Genomic DNA, 19,170 nt, shown 5'->3' with positions numbered 1-19,170 from the left:
TGCTGGAGGCCTAACGGCCGATACGGCCGAGATGGGTGTCCCGAAAACCGGCCGACAGTTTGAGACCGTAGCCGAGCGCGCGGTCGACGGCGATGTGGATGATCCAGATCAGACCAATCGCGGTCGCCGTCGAATTGGCCAGAACATATCCGGCGAGCGCCAGCAACAGCGGGACGATCAATATGTGCAAGGCATTGTAAGCGACAGCGCCGATCCGTGCCCCGGCGAGATAGCCCAGCATCGACAGGTCTGGCGCCAGGATAAGCAGGGCGAACAGCCACCAGGAAACGCCTGACGCGGCATAGGCGACTATAGCCACGACCGCGACCGCAACCCATTCGAGCCGGATTGCAAAATCGACAGGTTTCACGGGTTGGGGCTTAAACGCTGCGTTTCGGGCGCAGCCTCACCACGATGTCGACATTGGCGATCTCCATACCTGCGGGTGGCTCCGGCAGGTTGGAGACGGTCACCGGACCGCTTTCTATATCGAAGATCCTGTTTTCGCCTTCGATGTAAAAATGATGGTGATCGGAGGTGTTGGTGTCGAAATAGGTCTTGGACCCCTCGACCGCCAGGATGCGCAGCAGGCCGGCCTGGGTGAACTGGTGAAGCGCGTTGTAGACGGTGGCGAGCGAGACCGGCACGCCGGCGGCGACCGCCTCTTCATGCAGTTCCTCGGCCGAAAGGTGGCGGTCGCCCTTGGCAAACAGCAGATCGGCCAGCGCAATGCGTTGGCGTGTCGGCCTGAGGCCGGCTTCGCGAACCCGCTTGTCCACAGCGACATTTTCCTTCCGGCAGCCCAGATCCATCTATCCGTCCAAGCCCACAGTTCTGCCTCAAGACACGCCCAGAGTGGCGAAAAAACGTCATCAACCGAAACTGGATACCTCCCGACATATATTCTGTTGGCGGAATACGATCAATAGAGCGACGTGCGTCCAGTTGGACGCACTAAGTGCGCTCTATTGCTTTTTTGGCGTCGCATCGTGCTTTCCGGAATCGAGATCGATTTCGGGCCGATGCGAGAGCGCGCATTGACCCGGGCAGACGGGCGGGTTAAGCGCAAACGCCGGTTTCCGGACCGAAAGGGATTGTGTTAGGAAACCAACGACAAGGGCGCCCCACCGCCCGGGACATTATGGGGACGAGACATATGGCGGGTTCGAAATCCAGCTACGGTTATGAGGAATTGCTTGCCTGCGCCCGCGGCGAGCTGTTTGGGCCTGGCAACGCCCAGCTGCCCTATCCGCCGATGCTGATGTTCGACCGCATCACCGAGATCAGCGAGACCGGCGGCGCCCACGACAAGGGCTTCATCCGTGCCGAATTCGACATCAAACCGGACCTGTGGTTCTTCGCCTGCCATTTCATCGGCAATCCGATCATGCCGGGGTGCCTGGGCCTTGACGCCATGTGGCAATTGACGGGTTTTTACCTCGGCTGGCTCGGCGAGCCGGGCAAGGGCATGGCGCTGTCGACCGGCGAAGTGAAGTTCAAGGGGATGGTGACGCCTTCGGTCAAGAAGGTGGAATACGGCATCGATTTCAAGCGCGTCATGCGTGGACGCCTGGTGCTCGGTATCGCCGATGGCTGGCTTAAGGCCGACGGCGAACCCATATACACTGCGACGGACCTCAAGGTGGGGCTGTCCAAGCAATCGGCCGCCTGACCGGCGCCACTGCAGCGGCGCGTTCTTCCGAGACGCAACGCCGCTGCGGCATTTTGATTTTGCGTATGATCGCCGGTGAAAACCGACTAGGTTTCGGGATCATCCGCTGGAAGGAGTTGCGAATGAGAAGGGTCGTCGTCACAGGCCTCGGCATCGTATCGTCGATCGGCAACAACGCCAACGAGGTGCAATCCTCGCTCCACGATGCCAAATCAGGCATCAGCTTCTCCGATTCCTTCGCCGAACACGGCTTCCGCTGCCAGGTCTGGGGCGCGCCGACGCTCGACCCGACCCCTATGATCGACCGGCGTGCCATGCGCTTCCTGAGCCAGGGCGCGGCCTGGAACCATGTCGCGATGGATCAGGCGATCGCCGACGCCGGGCTTGGCGAAAGCGACATCACCAATGAGCGCACCGGCATCGTCATGGGCTCGGGCGGCCCCTCGACCCGCACCATCGTCGAGGCGGCCGAGACCACGCTCAAGAACAACAGCCCCAAGCGCATCGGTCCGTTCGCGGTGCCGAAGGCGATGTCGTCGACCGCGTCGGCGACGCTCGCCACCTGGTTCAAGATCCACGGCGTCAACTATTCGATCTCGTCGGCCTGCTCGACCTCGGCGCATTGCATCGGCAACGCCTACGAACTGATCCAGTGGGGCAAGCAGGATGTGATGTTTGCCGGCGGCCATGAAGACCTCGACTGGACGATGTCGGACCTGTTCGATGCCATGGGCGCGATGTCGTCGAAGTATAACGATCGTGCGCCGACAGCTTCCCGCGCGTATGACGCCAATCGCGATGGCTTCGTCATCGCGGGCGGCGCGGGCGTCCTCATCCTGGAGGAGCTCGAACACGCCAAGGCGCGCGGCGCCAAGATCTACGCTGAGATCGTCGGCTATGGCGCGACGTCGGACGGTTACGACATGGTGGCGCCGTCGGGCGAAGGCGCGGTGCGCTGCATGCGCCAGGCTCTGGCGACGGTGTCCACGCCGGTCGACTACATCAACACCCACGGCACCTCGACGCCGGTCGGCGATTCCCGGGAAATGGGCGCCATCCGAGAGGTGTTCGGCGAGAAGATGCCGTTCATCACCTCGACCAAGTCGCTGACCGGCCATTCGCTGGGTGCCGCCGGCGTACAGGAATCGATCTACTCGATCCTGATGATGCAAGGCGGCTTCATCGGCGAGAGCGCCCATATCGAAAACCTCGATCCCGAATTCGAGGGCATGCCGATCGTGCGCAAGCGCATCGACGACGCCAGGATCGACACGGTTTTGTCCAACTCGTTCGGCTTCGGTGGCACCAACGCAACGCTGATTTTCCAGCGCTATTCCGCATAAGGCCAGCGTTTTTTTGTAGGGGGATTGCCGGCCATGGACGGACTGATGAAGGGCAAGCGCGGGCTTGTCATGGGCGTCGCCAACGATCATTCGATCGCCTGGGGCATCGCCAGGAAATTGTCCGAACACGGGGCGGAGCTTGCCTTCACCTATCAGGGCGACGCCTTCGGGCGCCGCGTCAAGCCGCTTGCCGAGAAGCTTGGCGCGTCTCTGGTGGTGCCCTGTGACGTCGAGGACAGCGCATCGGTCGCCGCCACCTTCGAGACGCTCGGCAAGGAATGGGGCGGGCTCGACTTCGTCGTCCACGCCATCGGCTTTTCCGACAAGAACGAGCTCAAAGGGCTCTACGCCGACACCAGCCGCGACAATTTCGTCCGCACCATGGTCATCTCCTGCTACTCCTTCACCGAGGTCGCCCGCCATGCCGCCCCGCTGATGAGCGAAGGCGGCGCGATGATCACGCTGACCTATGCCGGCTCTGTCCGCGTCATGCCGAACTACAACGTCATGGGCGTCGCCAAGGCCGGGCTGGAAGCCAGCGTGCGCTATCTCGCCAACGATTATGGCCCGCGCGGCATCCGGGTGAACGGCATATCGGCGGGACCGGTGCGTACTTTGGCCGGCGCCGGAATTTCGGACGCCCGCCACATGTACTCCTACCAGCAGCGCAACTCGCCGCTGCGCCGCACGGTGACCATCGACGAGGTCGGCGGCTCGGCGCTCTATCTTTTGTCCGACCTCTCGTCAGGCGTCACCGGCGAAATCCATTATGTGGATTCCGGCTATCACATCGTGTCGATGCCAACCCTGGATGAGTTGAAGCAGACCGACAGCGTACGCGATTAACTCACCAGTAAAATTAGATGCATCGGCGGAAACTCATTTTAAGGAGATATCCGCTAGAAGTCTTATGGGCTTGGGCTCTGCGCGTTCTTGCTGGGCGCAAAGGATGCTTTAGCCTTTATGAATTTGCGCGTGATATTTCCCGAAAGTCGAGTTGATTTCGGGATCATGCGACAGGGACTGAGCAATGCCTGCTGTCAGCAACCCGAAGCGAACACCTGTGTTCCGGCTGCTCACCGTCGCCAGTTCGGGCCTTGGCAGTTTCATCCTTGGGCTTTGGGGCCTCCGGCATGGTTTCGGGGACGGCTTTGCCGGCATGCAGGCGGAAACCATGATCGGCATCGCGTCGGCGCTATGCGCGCTGGCCGCCGCCGGTGCTGCCTTGTCCTTCTTCGCCGGCGTCGATGAATCGGTGGACTACGTTTTCAACGAAACCCATTTCGACAAGCTGACCGGGCTTTTGGCGCGGCCGGCGATGGTCGGCAGGATCGCCGACGCGGCGTCCGCGACGATCAGGACCGGTGAGCCGGTGTTCCTCATCGACATCGACATCGACCGCTTCAAGCAGATCAACGACGCCATCGGCTACAGCCATGGCGACGAACTGATCCGCGGCTTCACCAAGCGGTTGAAGGCCTGCATGCCCGAAGGCGCGGTGATGGGGCGCATCGGCGCCGGCGAGTTCGCTATCCTTGTCTGGGAACACCAACTCCAAAGCTCGATGGAAAGCACCGTCGAAACCATGATCGAGGAGATGCTGAAGCCGTACCAGCTCGATTCTCACCTGCAGTCGGTCGGCCTGTCGGTCGGCATCGTGGCGATGCCAAAGGATGGCGTCGATCCGGTCCTCATCCTGCGCCGCTCCAACCTGGCGCTGCAGAATGCCCGCGCCGGCGGCGTGGGCAACTGGTCGGTCTTCCATTCCGACATGGGCCAGGTCGCCGACTACCGCCACTGGATTGAATCCGAACTGCACATCGCCTTCGACCGTGGCGATTTCGACCTTCATTACCAGCCGCAGTTCGACCTGCCGACCGGCCGTATCGTCGGCTACGAGGCGCTGATCCGCTGGAAGCACCCGGAACGCGGCATGATCCCGCCGATGGAATTCATTCCGATCGCCGAAGAGACCGGCATGATCCACCCGATCGGCAATTGGGTGCTGAACAAGGCCTGCAGCGATGCCCGTCATTTGCCCGAGGACTGCTTCGTTGCCGTCAACATCTCGCCGGTCCAGTTCATGACCAAGGATTTCGTCGGCATCGTGCGCGATACGATGGCCAGCACCGGCATCAAGCCGTCGCGGCTGGAGCTCGAAGTGACCGAGACGGCGATGATGCAGGACCGCGACCGCGCCGCCATCATCCTGCAGCAGCTTGCCGACATGGGCATTTCGGTGGCCGTCGACGATTTCGGCACCGGCTATTCCAATCTCAGCTACCTGATCGACTTCGCCTTCGGCAAGCTGAAGATCGACCGCTCCTTCGTCAGCCGCATCGACACCGATTCGAATTCGGGCGCCGTCGTCTCTACCATCGTCGGCCTGTCGCGGGCGCTCGGCGTCGGCATCATCGCCGAAGGCGTCGAGACCGAGAACCAGGCGACGCTTTTGCGAGCAGCTGGTTGCGAGATGGTGCAGGGCTATCTGTTCGGCAGGCCGGCGCCGCTCAAGATCAAGCCCGGCGATATCAGAGCGACCATTCCCGTCCACGAGCCGGCGCGCATCGTCAGCATGCATTGAGGCGACCGGCACCGTCCTATCGGCGCGCGGAGAAAACCTTGAACATGCCGTCGCGGGCGAGCTCGGCATGGCTGGAGAAGACGGCCTTCAGAACCGGTTCGTAAGGCAGCTGACGGTTCGCCACCATGAACAGCCGCCCGCCCGGCTTCAGCGCCTTGCCCGCCGCCTGGATCATGCCGGCGCCGATTTCCGGCTCGGCCGCCCGGCTGCGATGGAAGGGCGGGTTCATGACGATGGCATCATAGCGCCGCTCGACCGGCTCGCTCAGCAGATCGGTCCAGAAGAAGCCGGGCTCGAAGCCTGTCTGGCCGATATTGCCCTTGGCCGCCTCAAGCGCGTCGAAATCCGCTTCGTAAAGGTCGAGCCCCGTTATGCCGGATGAACGTGCCGCGACCTCGGCGGCGACATAACCCCAGCCGGCGCAGAAATCAGCAATGTTGCCGCGCAGGTCTTTGGGCAGGTTGTCGACCAGAAGTTTCGAGCCGGCGTCGATCCGGTCGAAGGAGAACATGCCAGGCGCGGTACGGAAGCGGTCCTCTACGACCAAGGCGGGATTGGCGACGCGCAGTTTTTCCGCAGGCGCCAGATCGGCCGGACGGCGAAGCCAGAAGGCGATGCCGTGATATTTCGGCAGATGCCCTTCGATCGGAACAAGCTCGTCGATGCGCTTGCGCAGGCTGGCGATGCCTTCGTCCTTGCCGCCGGCGACGACGATCAGACCGCCAGGCGTGACGCGTTCGATCGCCTCGGCAATACGCATCTCGTTTAGCCCACGATGGCGGCCGGCAAGCACGAGCGCTGCATCGAATGCATCGCCTTCCGCGCGCGGCGCTACCTTGTGACCGGCACGCTCCAGCGCTCGGAGATGCGGCCGGAAACCCTGTGCAAGATGGAGCTCTGCCTCGAAGCCTTCCGGCAAGCGGAAGCCGGGCTCCGCACCCAGGAACAACACACGCTCGCCCTTTTGCGGCAGAGGGAGCCCCTCGGCCTCGAAGGGATGGAACAGTGTCTTCAGCGGCTCAGCGGCCATTCTTCGATTCTCATGTCGTAGACGGGTACTAAACGAAAACGGGCGCGACATAAGCCGCGCCCGTTCAACTCTATTGTCAGACCACTCAGGCGGCGTTTTCTTCGCCTTCGGCCTTCTTGTCGCGGGCGATTTCCTTGCCGGTGGCCTGGTCGACGACCTTCATCGACAGGCGGACCTTGCCGCGCTCGTCGAAGCCCATCAGCTTGACCCAGACCTTGTCGCCTTCCTTGACGACGTCCGAGGTCTTGGCGACCCGGTCGTTGGCAAGCTGCGAGATGTGGACGAGGCCGTCACGCGGACCGAAGAAGTTGACGAAAGCGCCGAAGTCGGCGGTCTTGACGACCGTGCCTTCGTAGATTTCGCCGACTTCCGGCTCGGCGACGATGGTATGGATCCACTTCTTGGCCGCCTCGATCTCCTTGGCGTTCGACGAAGCGATCTTGACCGTGCCGTCGTCCTCGATGTTGATCTTGGCGCCGGTCTTCTCGACGATCTCACGGATAACCTTGCCGCCGGAGCCGATCACGTCGCGGATCTTGTCGGTCGGGATGTGCATGACCTCGATGCGCGGTGCGAACTCACCGAGTTCGGGGCGGGCGCCGGTCAGAGCATGCGCCATCTCGCTGAGGATATGCTGGCGGCCATCCTTGGCCTGGTCCAGCGCGATCTTCATGATCTCCTCGGTGATGCCCTCGATCTTGATGTCCATCTGCAGCGAGGTGATGCCGCTTTCGGTACCGGCGACCTTGAAGTCCATGTCGCCGAGGTGATCTTCGTCACCCAGGATGTCGGACAGAACCGCGAAGCGCTCGCCTTCCTTGATCAGGCCCATCGCGATACCAGCAACCGGCTTGGCCAGCGGAACGCCGGCATCCATCAGCGCCAGCGATGTGCCGCAGACGGTGGCCATCGACGACGAACCGTTGGACTCGGTGATCTCCGAGACGACGCGCAGCGTGTAGGGGAACTGGTCCGCGCTCGGCAGCATCGGACGGATAGCGCGCCAGGCGAGCTTGCCGTGGCCGATTTCGCGGCGGCCCGGCGAACCCATGCGGCCGGTCTCGCCGACGGAGTAGGGAGGGAAGTTGTAGTGAAGGAGGAACTTCTCCTTGTACATGCCGGTCAGCGAATCGACATACTGCTCGTCCTCGCCGGTACCCAGCGTGGCAACGACCAGCGCCTGGGTCTCGCCGCGGGTGAACAGCGCCGAACCGTGCGTGCGCGGCAGGACGCCGACTTCCGAGACGATCTTGCGGACAGTCTTGAGGTCACGGCCATCGATGCGCGAACCGGTGTCGAGGATGTTCCAGCGCACGACCTTGGCCTGGAGTTCCTTGAACACCGAACCGATCTGCTCGGAGGTGTACTTGGCGTCTTCGCCTTCGGCCGGAGCGAACGCTGCCTTGACCTTCGCCTTGACGGCGTCGACGGCGGCGTAACGCTTCTGCTTATCGACGTTCTTGTAGGCATTGCTGAGCTCGTCGCCGACGATCTTCAGCATTTCGGCTTCAAGCGCGGAGTAGTCCGGCGCTGTGAAATCGCGCGGCTCCTTGGCGGCAACTTCGGCCAGCTTGATGATGGCGTCGATCACCGGCTGGAAGCCCCTGTGGCCGAACATGACGGCGCCGAGCATCAGCTCTTCGCCGAGTTCCTTGGCTTCGGACTCGACCATCAGCACGGCGTCGGCGGTGCCGGCGACAATGAGGTCGAGCCTGGATTCCTGCATCTCGTCGACATGCGGGTTGAGCACGTATTCGCCGTTGATGTAGCCGACGCGAGCGCCGCCGATCGGGCCCATGAAGGGAACGCCCGACAGCGTCAAAGCGGCCGAGGTGGCGACGATCGACAGGATATCGGGATCGTTCTCGAGGTCATGCTGGACGACGGTGACGACGATCTGGGTGTCGTTCTTGTAGCCGTCGGCGAAGAGCGGGCGGATCGGGCGGTCGATCAGGCGGGAAACCAGCGTTTCCTTTTCGCTCGGACGTCCCTCGCGCTTGAAGTAGCCGCCCGGGATCTTGCCGGCGGCGTAGGTCTTTTCCTGGTAGTTGACGGTCAGCGGGAAGAAATCGAGGCCTGGCTTCGGCTCCTTCATCGAAACGACGGTGGCGAGAACCTTGGTTTCGCCATAGGTCGCAAGCACCGCGCCGTCAGCCTGACGTGCGATCTTGCCGGTTTCCAGGATGAGCGGACGGCCGCCCCATTCGATTTCCACTTTGTGGTAGTTGAACATATCTTGTCCTTAGTAAGCGGAAAGGGCCGCGCCGTTTCACGGTGCGCGGATGCCCTTTCCCTGGCTTCCTTTCTCGGGCAGCCACGGGCAAGACAACGGGAAGCTCGGGTAGATTCGGCGCTGGTTAGCGCACGAGCGTCCTGCAATCCTGCCCCATGACCGTCCATGGGCGGTTTCGAGTGGCCTCTGCACGCTCGAAACCGGGTCTGGCCAATCGATGCGACTGGCAGAATGCGCGACCGGCGGGCTCTCCTTCGAAAGCCCGCCGGTCAATTCGTCAACGGCGCAGACCGAGCTTCTCGATCAACGTCTGATAGCGCGCGTCATCCTTGCGCTTGAGATAATCAAGCAGGCTGCGGCGCTGGGAGACGAGAGCGAGCAGACCACGGCGGGAATGGTTATCCTTCTTGTGGTCCTTGAAGTGGTCGGTCAGGTTCTTGATGCGCTCGGAAAGGATGGCCACCTGGACTTCCGGAGACCCGGTATCGCCCTTGGCGGTTGCGAATTCACCCATCAATTCCTGTTTGCGCTCGGCAGTAATCGACATCGTGTTTTTCCTTATCTGTTTGAGGAAACGGGTCGCCCTCAGCCGGGATGTCGTCCAGCAGGGGCCGGTGCAAGCAAAGCGACATGGCGCGATGCTGCGGCGCATATAAGGCAATTCCCTGGAAAACACCAGCCCATTCATAAAGCCGGCTCGTCGCAGCCCTTTGCTCAGGAATCCAGGATCCCCCTGATACCTGAAGCTTACAGCCACTTCTTGCTTTTGAAGAAGACGATCAGCCCGACAGCAACGGCCAGCATGAACAGCAGCGAAGCCGGGTAGCCATAGTAGGCTTTCAGTTCCGGCATGTTCCACGGCGAGCTCTCGGGATCGAAATTCATCCCCCAGATACCGACCAGGAAGGTTAGCGGCATGAAAATCACCGAGACGATGGTGAGATAAGAGATCACATCGTTGGTGCGCGCCTGGCTCAGCGACAAATGCATTTCGATCAAGCCGGTCAGCATATCACGCTGGTTCTCGACCAGCTCGATCAGCCGCAATGCGTGGTCGAGCGTGTCGTTGAAGAAGATTTTCGTCTCCGGCTTCACATAGGGCACGTCGTTGCGGATCAGCGTCGCCAGCGTGTCGCGCATCGGCCACAGCACGCCCTTGAGCACATTGGCGTCGCGCCGCAATTCGTGCAGCTGGCGCATCTGATGCTTGTGAGGCGTGTTGAGCATCTCGTCCTCGATGCCATCGACCTCCTCGCTAGCGGCCTCAATCGGCGGGAAATAGCTGTCGACGATGGAATCGATGAGCGCATAGGCCAGATAGTCGGCGCCGCGCATCCGCAAGCGGTTGGGCAACGCTGCGGCGATGCGCTTGCGCACGGGGTCGAACGGATCGCCTTCGCGCTCCTGGAAGGTGACGACGAATTTCTTGCCGAAGAACACCGCGATCTGCTCATAGCGATGCACCTTGACGTCGTCGATCATGCGCATGACGACGAAGGCGTGGTCCTCGAAGAAGTCGACCTTCGGCCGCTGGCCGGTGTTGACGACATCTTCCAGAGCCAGTGGATGCAGGTTGAAGATCCGGCCGATCTCCTCGATCAGCTGGATGTTGGCGAGACCGGTGCAGTCCAACCAGACGACCGGCCAGTTGTCGCAATGGGTGTTGAGATCGTCGATGCTGGCATCGTTGATGGTCTTGAATTTTTCAGGCGAAATCAGCGTCAGCCGCAGCTCGGACCGTCGCGCCGCCGGATCGGCGATCAGCGTGCCGGGCGAGGCGCCAACCGGCGGCCGGCGCGTTGTCACCGGCGCCCGCTTCTTCACCGCCTCAGCCTTTGCCATGTGCCCCTCGGATGTGACGTCGACGTAAGACTAGACGAGAGTGGTCAGCCGACAAAGACCCGCTTCGGCTTGAACATGCCTTGCTCGATGGCGCCGATGGCGACAAGCTTGCCGCGCGCGGTGGCGCAGGCTTCCTCGGCTTCCACGGGCGCGTCGCGGCCGCGGATGATGACGGGATTGCCAAGGCGGATCTTGGTCGCCGCTTCGTCGCTGATGGCGATCTGGGGCAGGCAGTCGAGCGCGGCGGCCGTGTCGACAAGCAGCGCATCGATGGCGCCGAAGTCGATCGGCGCATCGGCAACATCGGCGTCGGCCTCTCCGTCAGCTTCGCGCTGTTCGCCGAAACGGGCGACTTCCAGTTCGGCGAGGGTGACGAAATCCTCCTGGGTGAACGGCTCGACCTCGACCCGGCGCAATTCGGCGATATGACCGAAGCAGCCGAGGTCGCGGCCCATGTCGCGGGCCAGCGAGCGCACATAGGTGCCCTTGCCGCATTCGACCTCGAACAAAGTGTGGTCGGCAGCGTGCTCGACGATGTCCAGACGGCCGATCTCGATCTCGCGCGCGGGGATGTCGACTGTCTCGCCCCCACGGGCGAGATCGTAGGCGCGTTCGCCTGATATCTTGATGGCCGAGAATTGCGGCGGTGTCTGCATGATGACGCCGGTGTAGTTCGGCAGCAGCGCCCTGACATCGTTTTCCGCCGGACGGCGGTCGGAACTTTGCGTCACCAAGCCTTCGAGATCGTCGGTCGAACGCTCCTCGCCCCAAGCGACGGTGAACCGGTAGATTTTGGCGCCGTCCTGCACATAAGGCACGGTCTTGGTTGCCTCGCCGAGCGCGATCGGCAGCATGCCAGAGGCCAGCGGGTCGAGCGTGCCGGCATGGCCGGCCTTTTCGGCCTGGAAAAGCCATTTGATCTTGGAGACGGCTTCGGTCGAACCCATGCCAACCGGCTTGTCCAGCACCACCCAGCCGGAGATCGGCCGTCCCTTCTTCTTGCCGCGGCGCCCCACTATTTCTCGTCCTTGTCGTTGTCTTCGCCATCGGCACCCAAGTCTCGCGCGACTTCGGGCGATTTCAGCAAATCGTTGATCCTGGCGAAATTGTCGAAGGACGTATCGAGCTTGAAGCGGAACTCCGGCATGAACTTCATCTGGCGGAGCGCGCCGGAGACGCGGCCACGGACGAACTTCGCATGCTTGTTGAGCGCGTCGATGACCGCACCCGTGTCCTTGGCGCCGAGCGGCGAAACGAAGGCCGTTGCGACCCTCAGATCAGTCGACATGCGCACTTCCGAGACCGAAACCACGGTGTTCTCGATCAGCGGGTCGATAATCTCGCCGCGCTGCAAGGTTTCCGACAGCGCATGGCGCACCTGTTCGGCGACGCGAAGCATGCGCTGGGATGGGCTGGAGGCGGTTGGACGGGGCATTTTTCTCAATCCGGAAAGCGTGAGGCGCGGGATGGGACCGTGCCGCATGTCTCATACTTGTTTCTATGCATGTCGTTTATCCCGCACTTTTGGGCGACAGGCATTAAAGTTAGAGCGGCGGTCTTTCGACCACCGCCCGGTCGTATCGACAGTATACGAACTCAGAGCGTCCGGGTCACCATCTCGACGCGGAAGCACTCGATGATGTCGCCAACGCGCATGTCCTCGTAGTTCTGGAAGGCCATGCCGCACTCCTGGCCGCCCGGAACTTCCGCGACTTCGTCCTTGAAGCGCTTGAGGGTCTTCAGCGTGCCTTCATGGATGACGACGTTGTCGCGGATCAGGCGCACGCCCGCTCCACGCTCGACCTTGCCTTCGGTGACACGGCAGCCGGCGATCTTGCCGACCTTGGTGATGTCGAAGATCTCGAGGATCTCGGCATTGCCGATGAAGGTCTCGCGGCGTTCCGGCGACAGCAAGCCGGAAAGTGCTGCCTTCACATCATCGACAAGGTTGTAGATGATCGAGTAGTAGCGGATTTCGATGCCCGCGGCCGCCGCGGCCGCACGTGCCTGCACGTTGGCACGGACGTTGAAGCCGATGATCGCGGCCCCCGAGGTCTCCGCCAGCGACACGTCGCTTTCGGTGATGGCGCCGGCGCCGGCATGAACGATGCGCGCACGCACCTCGTCGGTGCCAAGCTTGTCGAGAGCGGCGTTGATCGCCTCGATCGAACCCTGCACGTCGCCCTTGATGACCAGCGGGAATTCCTTCAACCCGCTCGTCTGCAACTGCGACATCATCTGTTCAAGCGAGCCGCGCTGGCCGGCATGGCGAGCCACTGCCTTCTCGCGCGCCAGACGCTGGCGATATTCGGTGATCTCGCGGGCGCGGGCCTCGTTGTTGACGACAGCGAAGCGGTCGCCGGCTTGCGGCGTGCCTTGCAGGCCGAGCACCTCGACCGGCATTGCCGGCGGCGCCTCCTTGATCTGCTCGCCACGGTCGTTGACCAGCGCGCGCACCCGGCCCCATTCGTTGCCGGCGACGAGGATGTCGCCCGGCATCAAAGTGCCGGTCTGCACCAGTACGGTGGCGACGGGGCCACGGCCCTTGTCGAGCTGGGCTTCGATGACCACGCCCTCGGCGGTACGGTCCGGATTGGCCTTGAGGTCGAGGATTTCGGCCTGCAGCAGGATCGCCTCGAGCAGCTTGTCGAGGTTGGTGCCCTTGGTCGCCGACACTTCGACGTCCAGCACTTCACCGCCCATCGATTCGACGAACACCTCATGGCGCAGCAGTTCCGACCGCACCTTCTGCGGATCGGCATCATGCTTGTCGATCTTGTTGATCGCCACGATGATCGGAACGCCGGCCGCCTTGGCATGGCTGATCGATTCGATGGTCTGCGGCATGACGCTGTCGTCGGCCGCCACCACCAGGATGGCGATGTCGGTCGCCTGAGCGCCGCGGGCGCGCATCGCCGTGAAGGCGGCGTGACCGGGCGTGTCGATGAAGGTGATCTTCTGACGGTTCTTCTCGACCTGGTAGGCGCCGATATGCTGGGTGATGCCGCCGGCTTCGCCGGAGACGACATTGGCATTGCGGATGGCGTCGAGCAGCGAGGTCTTGCCGTGGTCGACATGGCCCATGATGGTCACGACAGGCGGCCGCGACACCAGGTCCTCGGCATTGTCGGCAATGTTGAACAGGCCTTCCTCGATGTCGGACTCGGCGACGCGGCGGACCGTGTGGCCGAATTCGGTGGCGACCAGCTCGGCCGTGTCGGCGTCGATGATGTCGCCCGGCTTCAGGATCTGGCCCTGCTTCATGAAGTACTTGACCACATCGACAGCGCGCTCGGACATGCGCTGCGCCAGTTCCTGGATGGTGATGGTTTCAGGCAGGATCACTTCGCGCATAACCTTCTCGCGCGGCTCATTATGCATCGCGCGCTTGAATTTTTCCTGGCGGCGACGCATCGACGACAGCGAGCGGGCGCGCGCGTCCTCGTCGGAAAGCGCCGTGTTGAGGGTCAGCTTGCCGCGACGACGGTCTTCCTCGGCCTTGGTCGGCTTGGCCGGGCGCGCCACTTCGGGCGTAACCGGACGGCGTACCGGGGCGCCGGCGGCGGTGCGCTTCGGCTTGACCTCTTCCTCGTCGTCCGATGCCACAAGCTCGGCAGCCTGCGGCGCGCGGCGGCGCGCTTCTTCCTCGGCGCGGCGGCGGGACTCGGCCTCGGTCTGCAGGCGGGCTTCTTCCTCGGCCTGACGGCGCGCGGATTCCTCGCGCTCGCGCTTGCGGCGTTCCTCATCCTCGTTGCGGCGCTTGGCCTCTTCGATGGCGCGTTGGCGGTCCTCGACGTCGCGAACCTTGGAGCCTTCGAGCGCCCTGCGGCGCGCTTCCATTTCATTGCGCGACAGTTCGTTCAGCACCATGCCGCCGCGTTCGGCCGGCGGCGGCGGAGGCGGCGCCTTGGGCGCTTCCTGCACGACGGGGGCTGCCACTACCGCGGGCTTGGGCGTAAATACGGGTGCAGCCACCGGCTCCGGCTTGTCGCCGGGCATGGAGAATTTGCGCTTCTTGATCTCGACCTGGACCTGCTTGGTGCGGCCATGCGAGAAATTCTGTCGCACGACGCTCTGCTCGGTACCGGGGCGCTTCAGCGTCAAGGTCTTCTTCGGTGTAACACTCAACGTCTTGTCGTCGCCCGATTTCGTATCGCTCATTCCATATCCTCTGCAGCATCATCTTCGTCAGCAACGGCCGCAAGCATTGCCAGATCGTCGGGGGTTCCGCCCCGATATCGGTCGAGCGCAACCATGCGCCTCTCAACCGCCTTGCCCGCGTCTCCCGCGAGAACGGCAGCATGTATCACATTTGTACCCCCCAATGCCAAGCTCAACTCGGCCTCGGAGAAAAGTTTGTAGGCAAGGACTGCAGGCCCGCCGAGGTGGACAGTTGCCCGCCGCGCCTGACTGATCTTGCGCACGCCATCGTCGGATGCCTCGGTCGCGTGGAGCACGAAAAGCGCCAACCCCGAGCGCACCGCGCTCTCGACCTTGGTTGCGCCGAGTGCGATCGAGCCAGCCTTGCGGGCAAGGCCAAGCATACCCAAAGCGGATCGTGCAAGCAGTCCGTCGACCATGCCGCCGAGATCGGGCGGCACGACGACCTGCGCCTTGAAGGCGCGGGCAAACAGGTTCTTCGCCGCCGCCTTGTCGATATGTAGGCGGTCGGCGCTCACCCAACAACCACGGCCGGGCAGATTTCTCTTCAGGTCAGGAACGACGGCCGAATCCGGGCCGACGACGAAACGGATCAGCTCATCCGGCTCGGCTTGCTTGCGCGTGACGATGCAGGTGCGATCGTTCATCTCGTCCTGGGGCGGGTTGTGTGCGATGCGGTTTCACCTCACGCACCAACGGCTTCGTCAGCCGGGACCTGTTCAGCTGCAAGCTCGTCTTCGGTGATCCAGCCGGCCTTGAGGCGGGCTGCCAGAACCATCTGCTCGGCGTCAGCGCGCGACACGCCGTGATTGGCGAGCACACCCGGGAATACCTTGGTCTCGCCGTCCTTGCGTTCCTTCCAGCCGGTCAGGTCGTCGGCGGCATAGCCGGCGAAATCCTCGATCGTCTTCACGCCATCCTCGCCGAGCGTCACCATCATGGCGGTGGTGACGCCAGGGATCTCGCGCAGTTCGTCGGTGACGCCCAGCGCCTTGCGCTTGTCGTCATGCTCGGCTTCGATCTTCTCCAGATATTCGCGGGCGCGGGTCTGGATCTCCGAAGCGGTGTCTTCGTCGAAACCGTCGATCGAGGCGATCTCGCCCGAATCGACATAGGCAACTTCCTCGACGCTGGTGAAGCCTTCGGAGGCCAACACCTGGCCGACCATCTCGTCGACATCAAGGGCTTCCATGAACAGCGACGAGCGTTCGACGAATTCCTTCTGGCGGCGCTCGGATTCCTCGGCCTCGGTCAGGATGTCGATGTCCCAGCCGGTGAGCTGCGAGGCAAGACGCACGTTCTGGCCGCGACGGCCGATGGCCAGCGACAGCTGGTCGTCGGGAACCACCACTTCGATGCGCTCGGCATCCTCGTCGAGCACGACCTTGGCGACTTCCGCCGGCTGCAGCGCGTTGACGATGAAGGAGGCGGCCGAAGGCGACCACGGAATGATGTCGATCTTTTCGCCCTGCAATTCGCCGACCACCGCCTGGACGCGGCTGCCGCGCATACCGACGCAGGCGCCGACCGGATCGATCGACGAGTCACGCGAAATGACGGCGATCTTAGCGCGCGAGCCTGGGTCGCGGGCGACCGACTTGATCTCGATGATGCCGTCATAGATTTCCGGCACTTCCATGGTGAAGAGCTTGGCCATGAACTGCGGATGGGTGCGCGACAGGAATATCTGCGGGCCGCGCTGTTCGCGGCGCACGTCGTAGACATAGGCGCGGACGCGGTCGCCGTACTTGTAGTTTTCACGCGGGATCAGCTCGTCGCGGCGGATAATCGCCTCGCCACGGCCGAGATCGACGATGACGTTGCCATATTCGACGCGCTTGACGGTGCCGTTGACGATCTCGCCGATGCGGTCCTTGTATTCGTCATACTGGCGGTCGCGCTCGGCCTCGCGCACTTTCTGCACGATGACCTGCTTGGCTGACTGGGCGGCGATGCGGCCGAAATCCATTGGCGGCAGCTGTTCGGCGATGAAGTCGCCAAGCTGGGCGTCCGGATTGCGCTCGCGGGCCGAGGAAATGGCGATCTGGGTGGCGTAGTCGTCGACCTTCTCGACCACTTCCATCAGCCGCTGCAGCTTCATCTCGCCGGTGTTGGCGTTGATGTCGGCGCGGATGTTGGTTTCCTGGCCGTAGCGCGAGCGCGCGGCCTTCTGGATTGCATCAGCCATGGCGGCAATGACGATCGACTTGTCGATCGACTTTTCACGCGCCACCGCGTCGGCGATCTGCAGCAGTTCAAGTCTGTTGGCGCTTACAACCATCTTATTTCTCCCGAGCTTGTTGCCGAGCTTTTAGGCCCGGCCGCTCATCATAGTTCCTGTTCGATTTCGTCTTCCGCGCCGCCTTCAGCACCTTCGGGTGCATCATCAGCTTCGCCGCGGCGTTTCTTGGCTTCCTTGCGTTCCCGGTTGTCCTTCGAAAGGGCATCGCGAATAAGGTCGTCGGTGAGGATCAGCCGCACATCGGCGATCGCGTCATAAGGAATGCGAACCGTCGGCTCTTCGCCGTAGGCGGCCTTGTCGCGCTCGAGCAGCATGTCGTCTTCGCCGGCTTCGGCGATCTTGCCCTTGAAGCGCTTGCGGTCGGCGACCGGCACCGAGGTTTCCATCTTCACCAGATGGCCGGTCCAGGTGACGAAATCCGACTTGCGCACCAGCGGCCGGTCGATGCCCGGCGACGACACTTCGAGATGATAGGCCTTCTCGATCGGGTCATCGACGTCGAGCGCCGGCGACACAGCGCGGCTGACCTCTTCGCAATCCTCGACGGTCATGGTGCCGTCCTCGCGTTCGGCCATGATCTGCAGCGTCAGGCCGTTCTGGCCCGACAGATGCACCCGCACGAGGCGGAAGCCAATGCCTCGCAACACCGGCTGAACGATCAGCGCGATGCGCGCATCGATACCGCTTTCGCGGATGATGCGGTCGTCGGCTTCGCTTGCCGTTGCAGTCATGCGGTTCCTGTCGTTCTCTGGATCAGGATGATCGTCGTCCCGAACCATCTCTTTGCTGATGGCTGACCGGCAGGTAATAAAAAAGAGCGGGACCGGGTGGACCCACTCTTCGTCATACCGACCAAGAATTTGAGGCTGATATAGACGATCCCGGCCAGTGTTTCAAGTCTGTTGACGGGCCGGGCAGAGTGCAGCCGGGGACGGCTGGCAGGATTGCGCGCGGCGCATGCCGGCCATCCGGTAACGGCCCTGTGATCCCGGATTTCACATCCCTATCTATGTTGCACTGCACAAATCAAAGATGAGCGCGCGGTGGCGCGCGAAAGGTCAAGACAATGAGCAACCGTACCGTGTTTTCCGCCATAGGCGACGCCTTTGCCCTGTTCGGCAGCGCCGTTGCCGCCTCGCGGGCCGTCGAAGCCGGCCGCAAGCCGCGCGCCAACGATCTGCGCCGGCTCGGCATGGACCCGACCGCTTTCGGCAAGATCGGCCGTTTCTGAAGCCAGACCGGCTGTTGATGCGGGACACTTTCCCGCATCGAACTATTTTCTGATGAAGGTGAGATAGGCCGGCCGTCGGCCCTCGCGAATGGCTTTCGCCTCGTAGCGTGTGCCCGGCCAGCCTTCATAGGGCCGATGCCAGTCGGCCCCACCTTGCGCCTGCCAGAGGAGCGCGCCATGCGCCCGACAGTGCAACAAGGTCCAGTTCACATAGGTGTCGATGTCGGATGCGAAGCGGAATTTTCCGCCCGGCTTCAGCACGCGCGCGAACCGATCGAGGTTGAGCGGGCTGACGAAACGCCGCTTCCAGTGCTTTTTCTTCGGCCAGGGATCGGGGTAGAGCAGATCGATGCCGTCGAGCGACGCCTGCGGCAACCAATCGAGCAGGCGCGTGGCGTCGTCATCATAAACGCGAAGATTGGCAAGCGGCTTTTCCCGCACCGCCATCATCAGCTTGGCCATGCCGTTGACGAACGGCTCGACACCGATGAAGCCGGTCGCCGGTGCCTCCGTGGCACGGTGCAGCAGATGCTCACCGCCGCCGAAGCCGATTTCCAGCCGAACCGTTGAAACATCCGCTGAGAATAGCGCGCGCAATTCTGCCGGCGCCTGGACGGAGAGGTCGAGGCCATAGGCCCCAAGACCGCTTTCCAGCGCCGCCGCCTGCTGCGGGCGAATGGTCTTGCCGTGCCGGCGGCCGAAGAACCCTTCGGTCGCGCGGCTCCGCCTGTCCTGTGGATCCATGGCCTGGTCGCGCGCCGCGCTTAGATTGAGATGAGATTTGGGATTGAGATGAGATTTGGCTGAAATCTCATCTCAATCTAATCCTTTG

Annotated in this window: 18 protein-coding genes; 5 read left to right on the top strand and 13 right to left on the bottom strand. The window is 62.7% G+C overall.

Annotated elements, in window-relative coordinates:
• Positions 1–10: 10 nt before the first annotated feature.
• Complete coding sequence (locus ACYG97_RS27460) at positions 11–370, bottom strand: DUF4260 domain-containing protein (RefSeq protein WP_023703478.1); 360 nt, start codon at positions 368–370, stop codon at positions 11–13.
• A gap of 10 nt (positions 371–380) precedes the next feature.
• Positions 381–812, bottom strand: a complete 432-nt coding sequence (gene irrA, locus ACYG97_RS27455; protein WP_023688734.1) for an iron response transcriptional regulator IrrA — start codon at positions 810–812, stop codon at positions 381–383.
• Between the two features lie 344 nt (positions 813–1,156).
• On the opposite strand from irrA, the gene fabA reads away from it, so the two are divergent.
• The 4 genes from fabA (at position 1,157) to ACYG97_RS27435 (ending at position 5,599) form a co-directional block, all read left to right on the top strand.
• Positions 1,157–1,672: a 3-hydroxyacyl-[acyl-carrier-protein] dehydratase FabA gene (fabA, locus tag ACYG97_RS27450; protein ID WP_023703479.1), complete on the top strand. Its 516-nt coding sequence runs from the start codon at positions 1,157–1,159 to the stop codon at positions 1,670–1,672.
• A gap of 122 nt (positions 1,673–1,794) precedes the next feature.
• A complete protein-coding gene (gene fabB, locus ACYG97_RS27445) occupies positions 1,795–3,015 on the top strand; it encodes a beta-ketoacyl-ACP synthase I (protein ID WP_023699465.1) in 1,221 nt (406 codons plus the stop codon).
• A 33-nt stretch (positions 3,016–3,048) separates the two neighbouring features.
• Positions 3,049–3,861, top strand: coding sequence for an enoyl-ACP reductase FabI (gene fabI, locus ACYG97_RS27440; protein WP_023669564.1), 813 nt, complete (start codon positions 3,049–3,051; stop codon positions 3,859–3,861).
• Positions 3,862–4,045: 184 nt separating this feature from the next.
• Positions 4,046–5,599 (top strand): putative bifunctional diguanylate cyclase/phosphodiesterase, encoded by a 1,554-nt coding sequence (locus ACYG97_RS27435; protein WP_023732438.1) that lies wholly within the window; start codon positions 4,046–4,048, stop codon positions 5,597–5,599.
• Between the two features lie 16 nt (positions 5,600–5,615).
• Here ACYG97_RS27435 and ACYG97_RS27430 read toward each other — a convergent pair whose 3' ends face one another.
• The 10 genes from ACYG97_RS27430 to rimP form a co-directional block, all read right to left on the bottom strand.
• Positions 5,616–6,629: a class I SAM-dependent methyltransferase gene (locus ACYG97_RS27430; RefSeq protein ID WP_023732439.1), complete on the bottom strand. Its 1,014-nt coding sequence runs from the start codon at positions 6,627–6,629 to the stop codon at positions 5,616–5,618.
• Positions 6,630–6,714: 85 nt separating this feature from the next.
• Complete coding sequence (gene pnp, locus ACYG97_RS27425; RefSeq protein ID WP_023732440.1) at positions 6,715–8,862, bottom strand: polyribonucleotide nucleotidyltransferase; 2,148 nt, start codon at positions 8,860–8,862, stop codon at positions 6,715–6,717.
• Between the two features lie 277 nt (positions 8,863–9,139).
• Positions 9,140–9,514 carry a 30S ribosomal protein S15 gene (rpsO, locus tag ACYG97_RS27420; protein WP_280790898.1) on the bottom strand — a complete coding sequence of 125 codons (375 nt, stop codon included), beginning with the start codon at positions 9,512–9,514 and terminating at the stop codon, positions 9,140–9,142.
• 95 nt (positions 9,515–9,609) lie between these two features.
• A complete protein-coding gene (gene corA, locus ACYG97_RS27415; protein ID WP_023688739.1) occupies positions 9,610–10,704 on the bottom strand; it encodes a magnesium/cobalt transporter CorA in 1,095 nt (364 codons plus the stop codon).
• 44 nt (positions 10,705–10,748) lie between these two features.
• Positions 10,749–11,720 carry a tRNA pseudouridine(55) synthase TruB gene (gene truB, locus ACYG97_RS27410; RefSeq protein WP_023688740.1) on the bottom strand — a complete coding sequence of 324 codons (972 nt, stop codon included), beginning with the start codon at positions 11,718–11,720 and terminating at the stop codon, positions 10,749–10,751.
• Complete coding sequence (gene rbfA / locus ACYG97_RS27405) at positions 11,720–12,139, bottom strand: 30S ribosome-binding factor RbfA (protein WP_023669558.1); 420 nt, start codon at positions 12,137–12,139, stop codon at positions 11,720–11,722. Before rbfA ends, truB begins: the two co-directional genes overlap by 1 nt.
• 161 nt (positions 12,140–12,300) lie before the next feature.
• The gene (gene infB / locus ACYG97_RS27400; protein WP_023688741.1) at positions 12,301–14,865 is read right to left on the bottom strand and encodes a translation initiation factor IF-2; all 2,565 of its coding nucleotides are present in this window, start codon (positions 14,863–14,865) and stop codon (positions 12,301–12,303) included.
• Positions 14,862–15,512 (bottom strand): RNA-binding protein, encoded by a 651-nt coding sequence (locus ACYG97_RS27395; protein WP_023669556.1) that lies wholly within the window; start codon positions 15,510–15,512, stop codon positions 14,862–14,864. Before ACYG97_RS27395 ends, infB begins: the two co-directional genes overlap by 4 nt.
• Positions 15,513–15,550: 38 nt before the next feature.
• Positions 15,551–17,146 (bottom strand): transcription termination factor NusA, encoded by a 1,596-nt coding sequence (gene nusA, locus ACYG97_RS27390; RefSeq protein ID WP_023669555.1) that lies wholly within the window; start codon positions 17,144–17,146, stop codon positions 15,551–15,553.
• Positions 17,147–17,193: 47 nt separating this feature from the next.
• Positions 17,194–17,838, bottom strand: a complete 645-nt coding sequence (rimP, locus tag ACYG97_RS27385; RefSeq protein ID WP_023669554.1) for a ribosome maturation factor RimP — start codon at positions 17,836–17,838, stop codon at positions 17,194–17,196.
• A gap of 335 nt (positions 17,839–18,173) precedes the next feature.
• On the opposite strand from rimP, the gene ACYG97_RS27380 reads away from it, so the two are divergent.
• Positions 18,174–18,338, top strand: a complete 165-nt coding sequence (locus ACYG97_RS27380) for a hypothetical protein (protein ID WP_023669553.1) — start codon at positions 18,174–18,176, stop codon at positions 18,336–18,338.
• Positions 18,339–18,380: 42 nt separating this feature from the next.
• On the opposite strand, the gene trmB is transcribed toward ACYG97_RS27380, so the two are convergent.
• Complete coding sequence (gene trmB / locus ACYG97_RS27375) at positions 18,381–19,082, bottom strand: tRNA (guanine(46)-N(7))-methyltransferase TrmB (protein WP_023688742.1); 702 nt, start codon at positions 19,080–19,082, stop codon at positions 18,381–18,383.
• Positions 19,083–19,170 lie beyond the last annotated feature (88 nt).

Source organism: Mesorhizobium sp. W067, from assembly GCF_054719525.1.
Note: the sequence above shows the minus strand (reverse complement) of the source record. Positions and strands in the feature narration are given on the sequence as shown.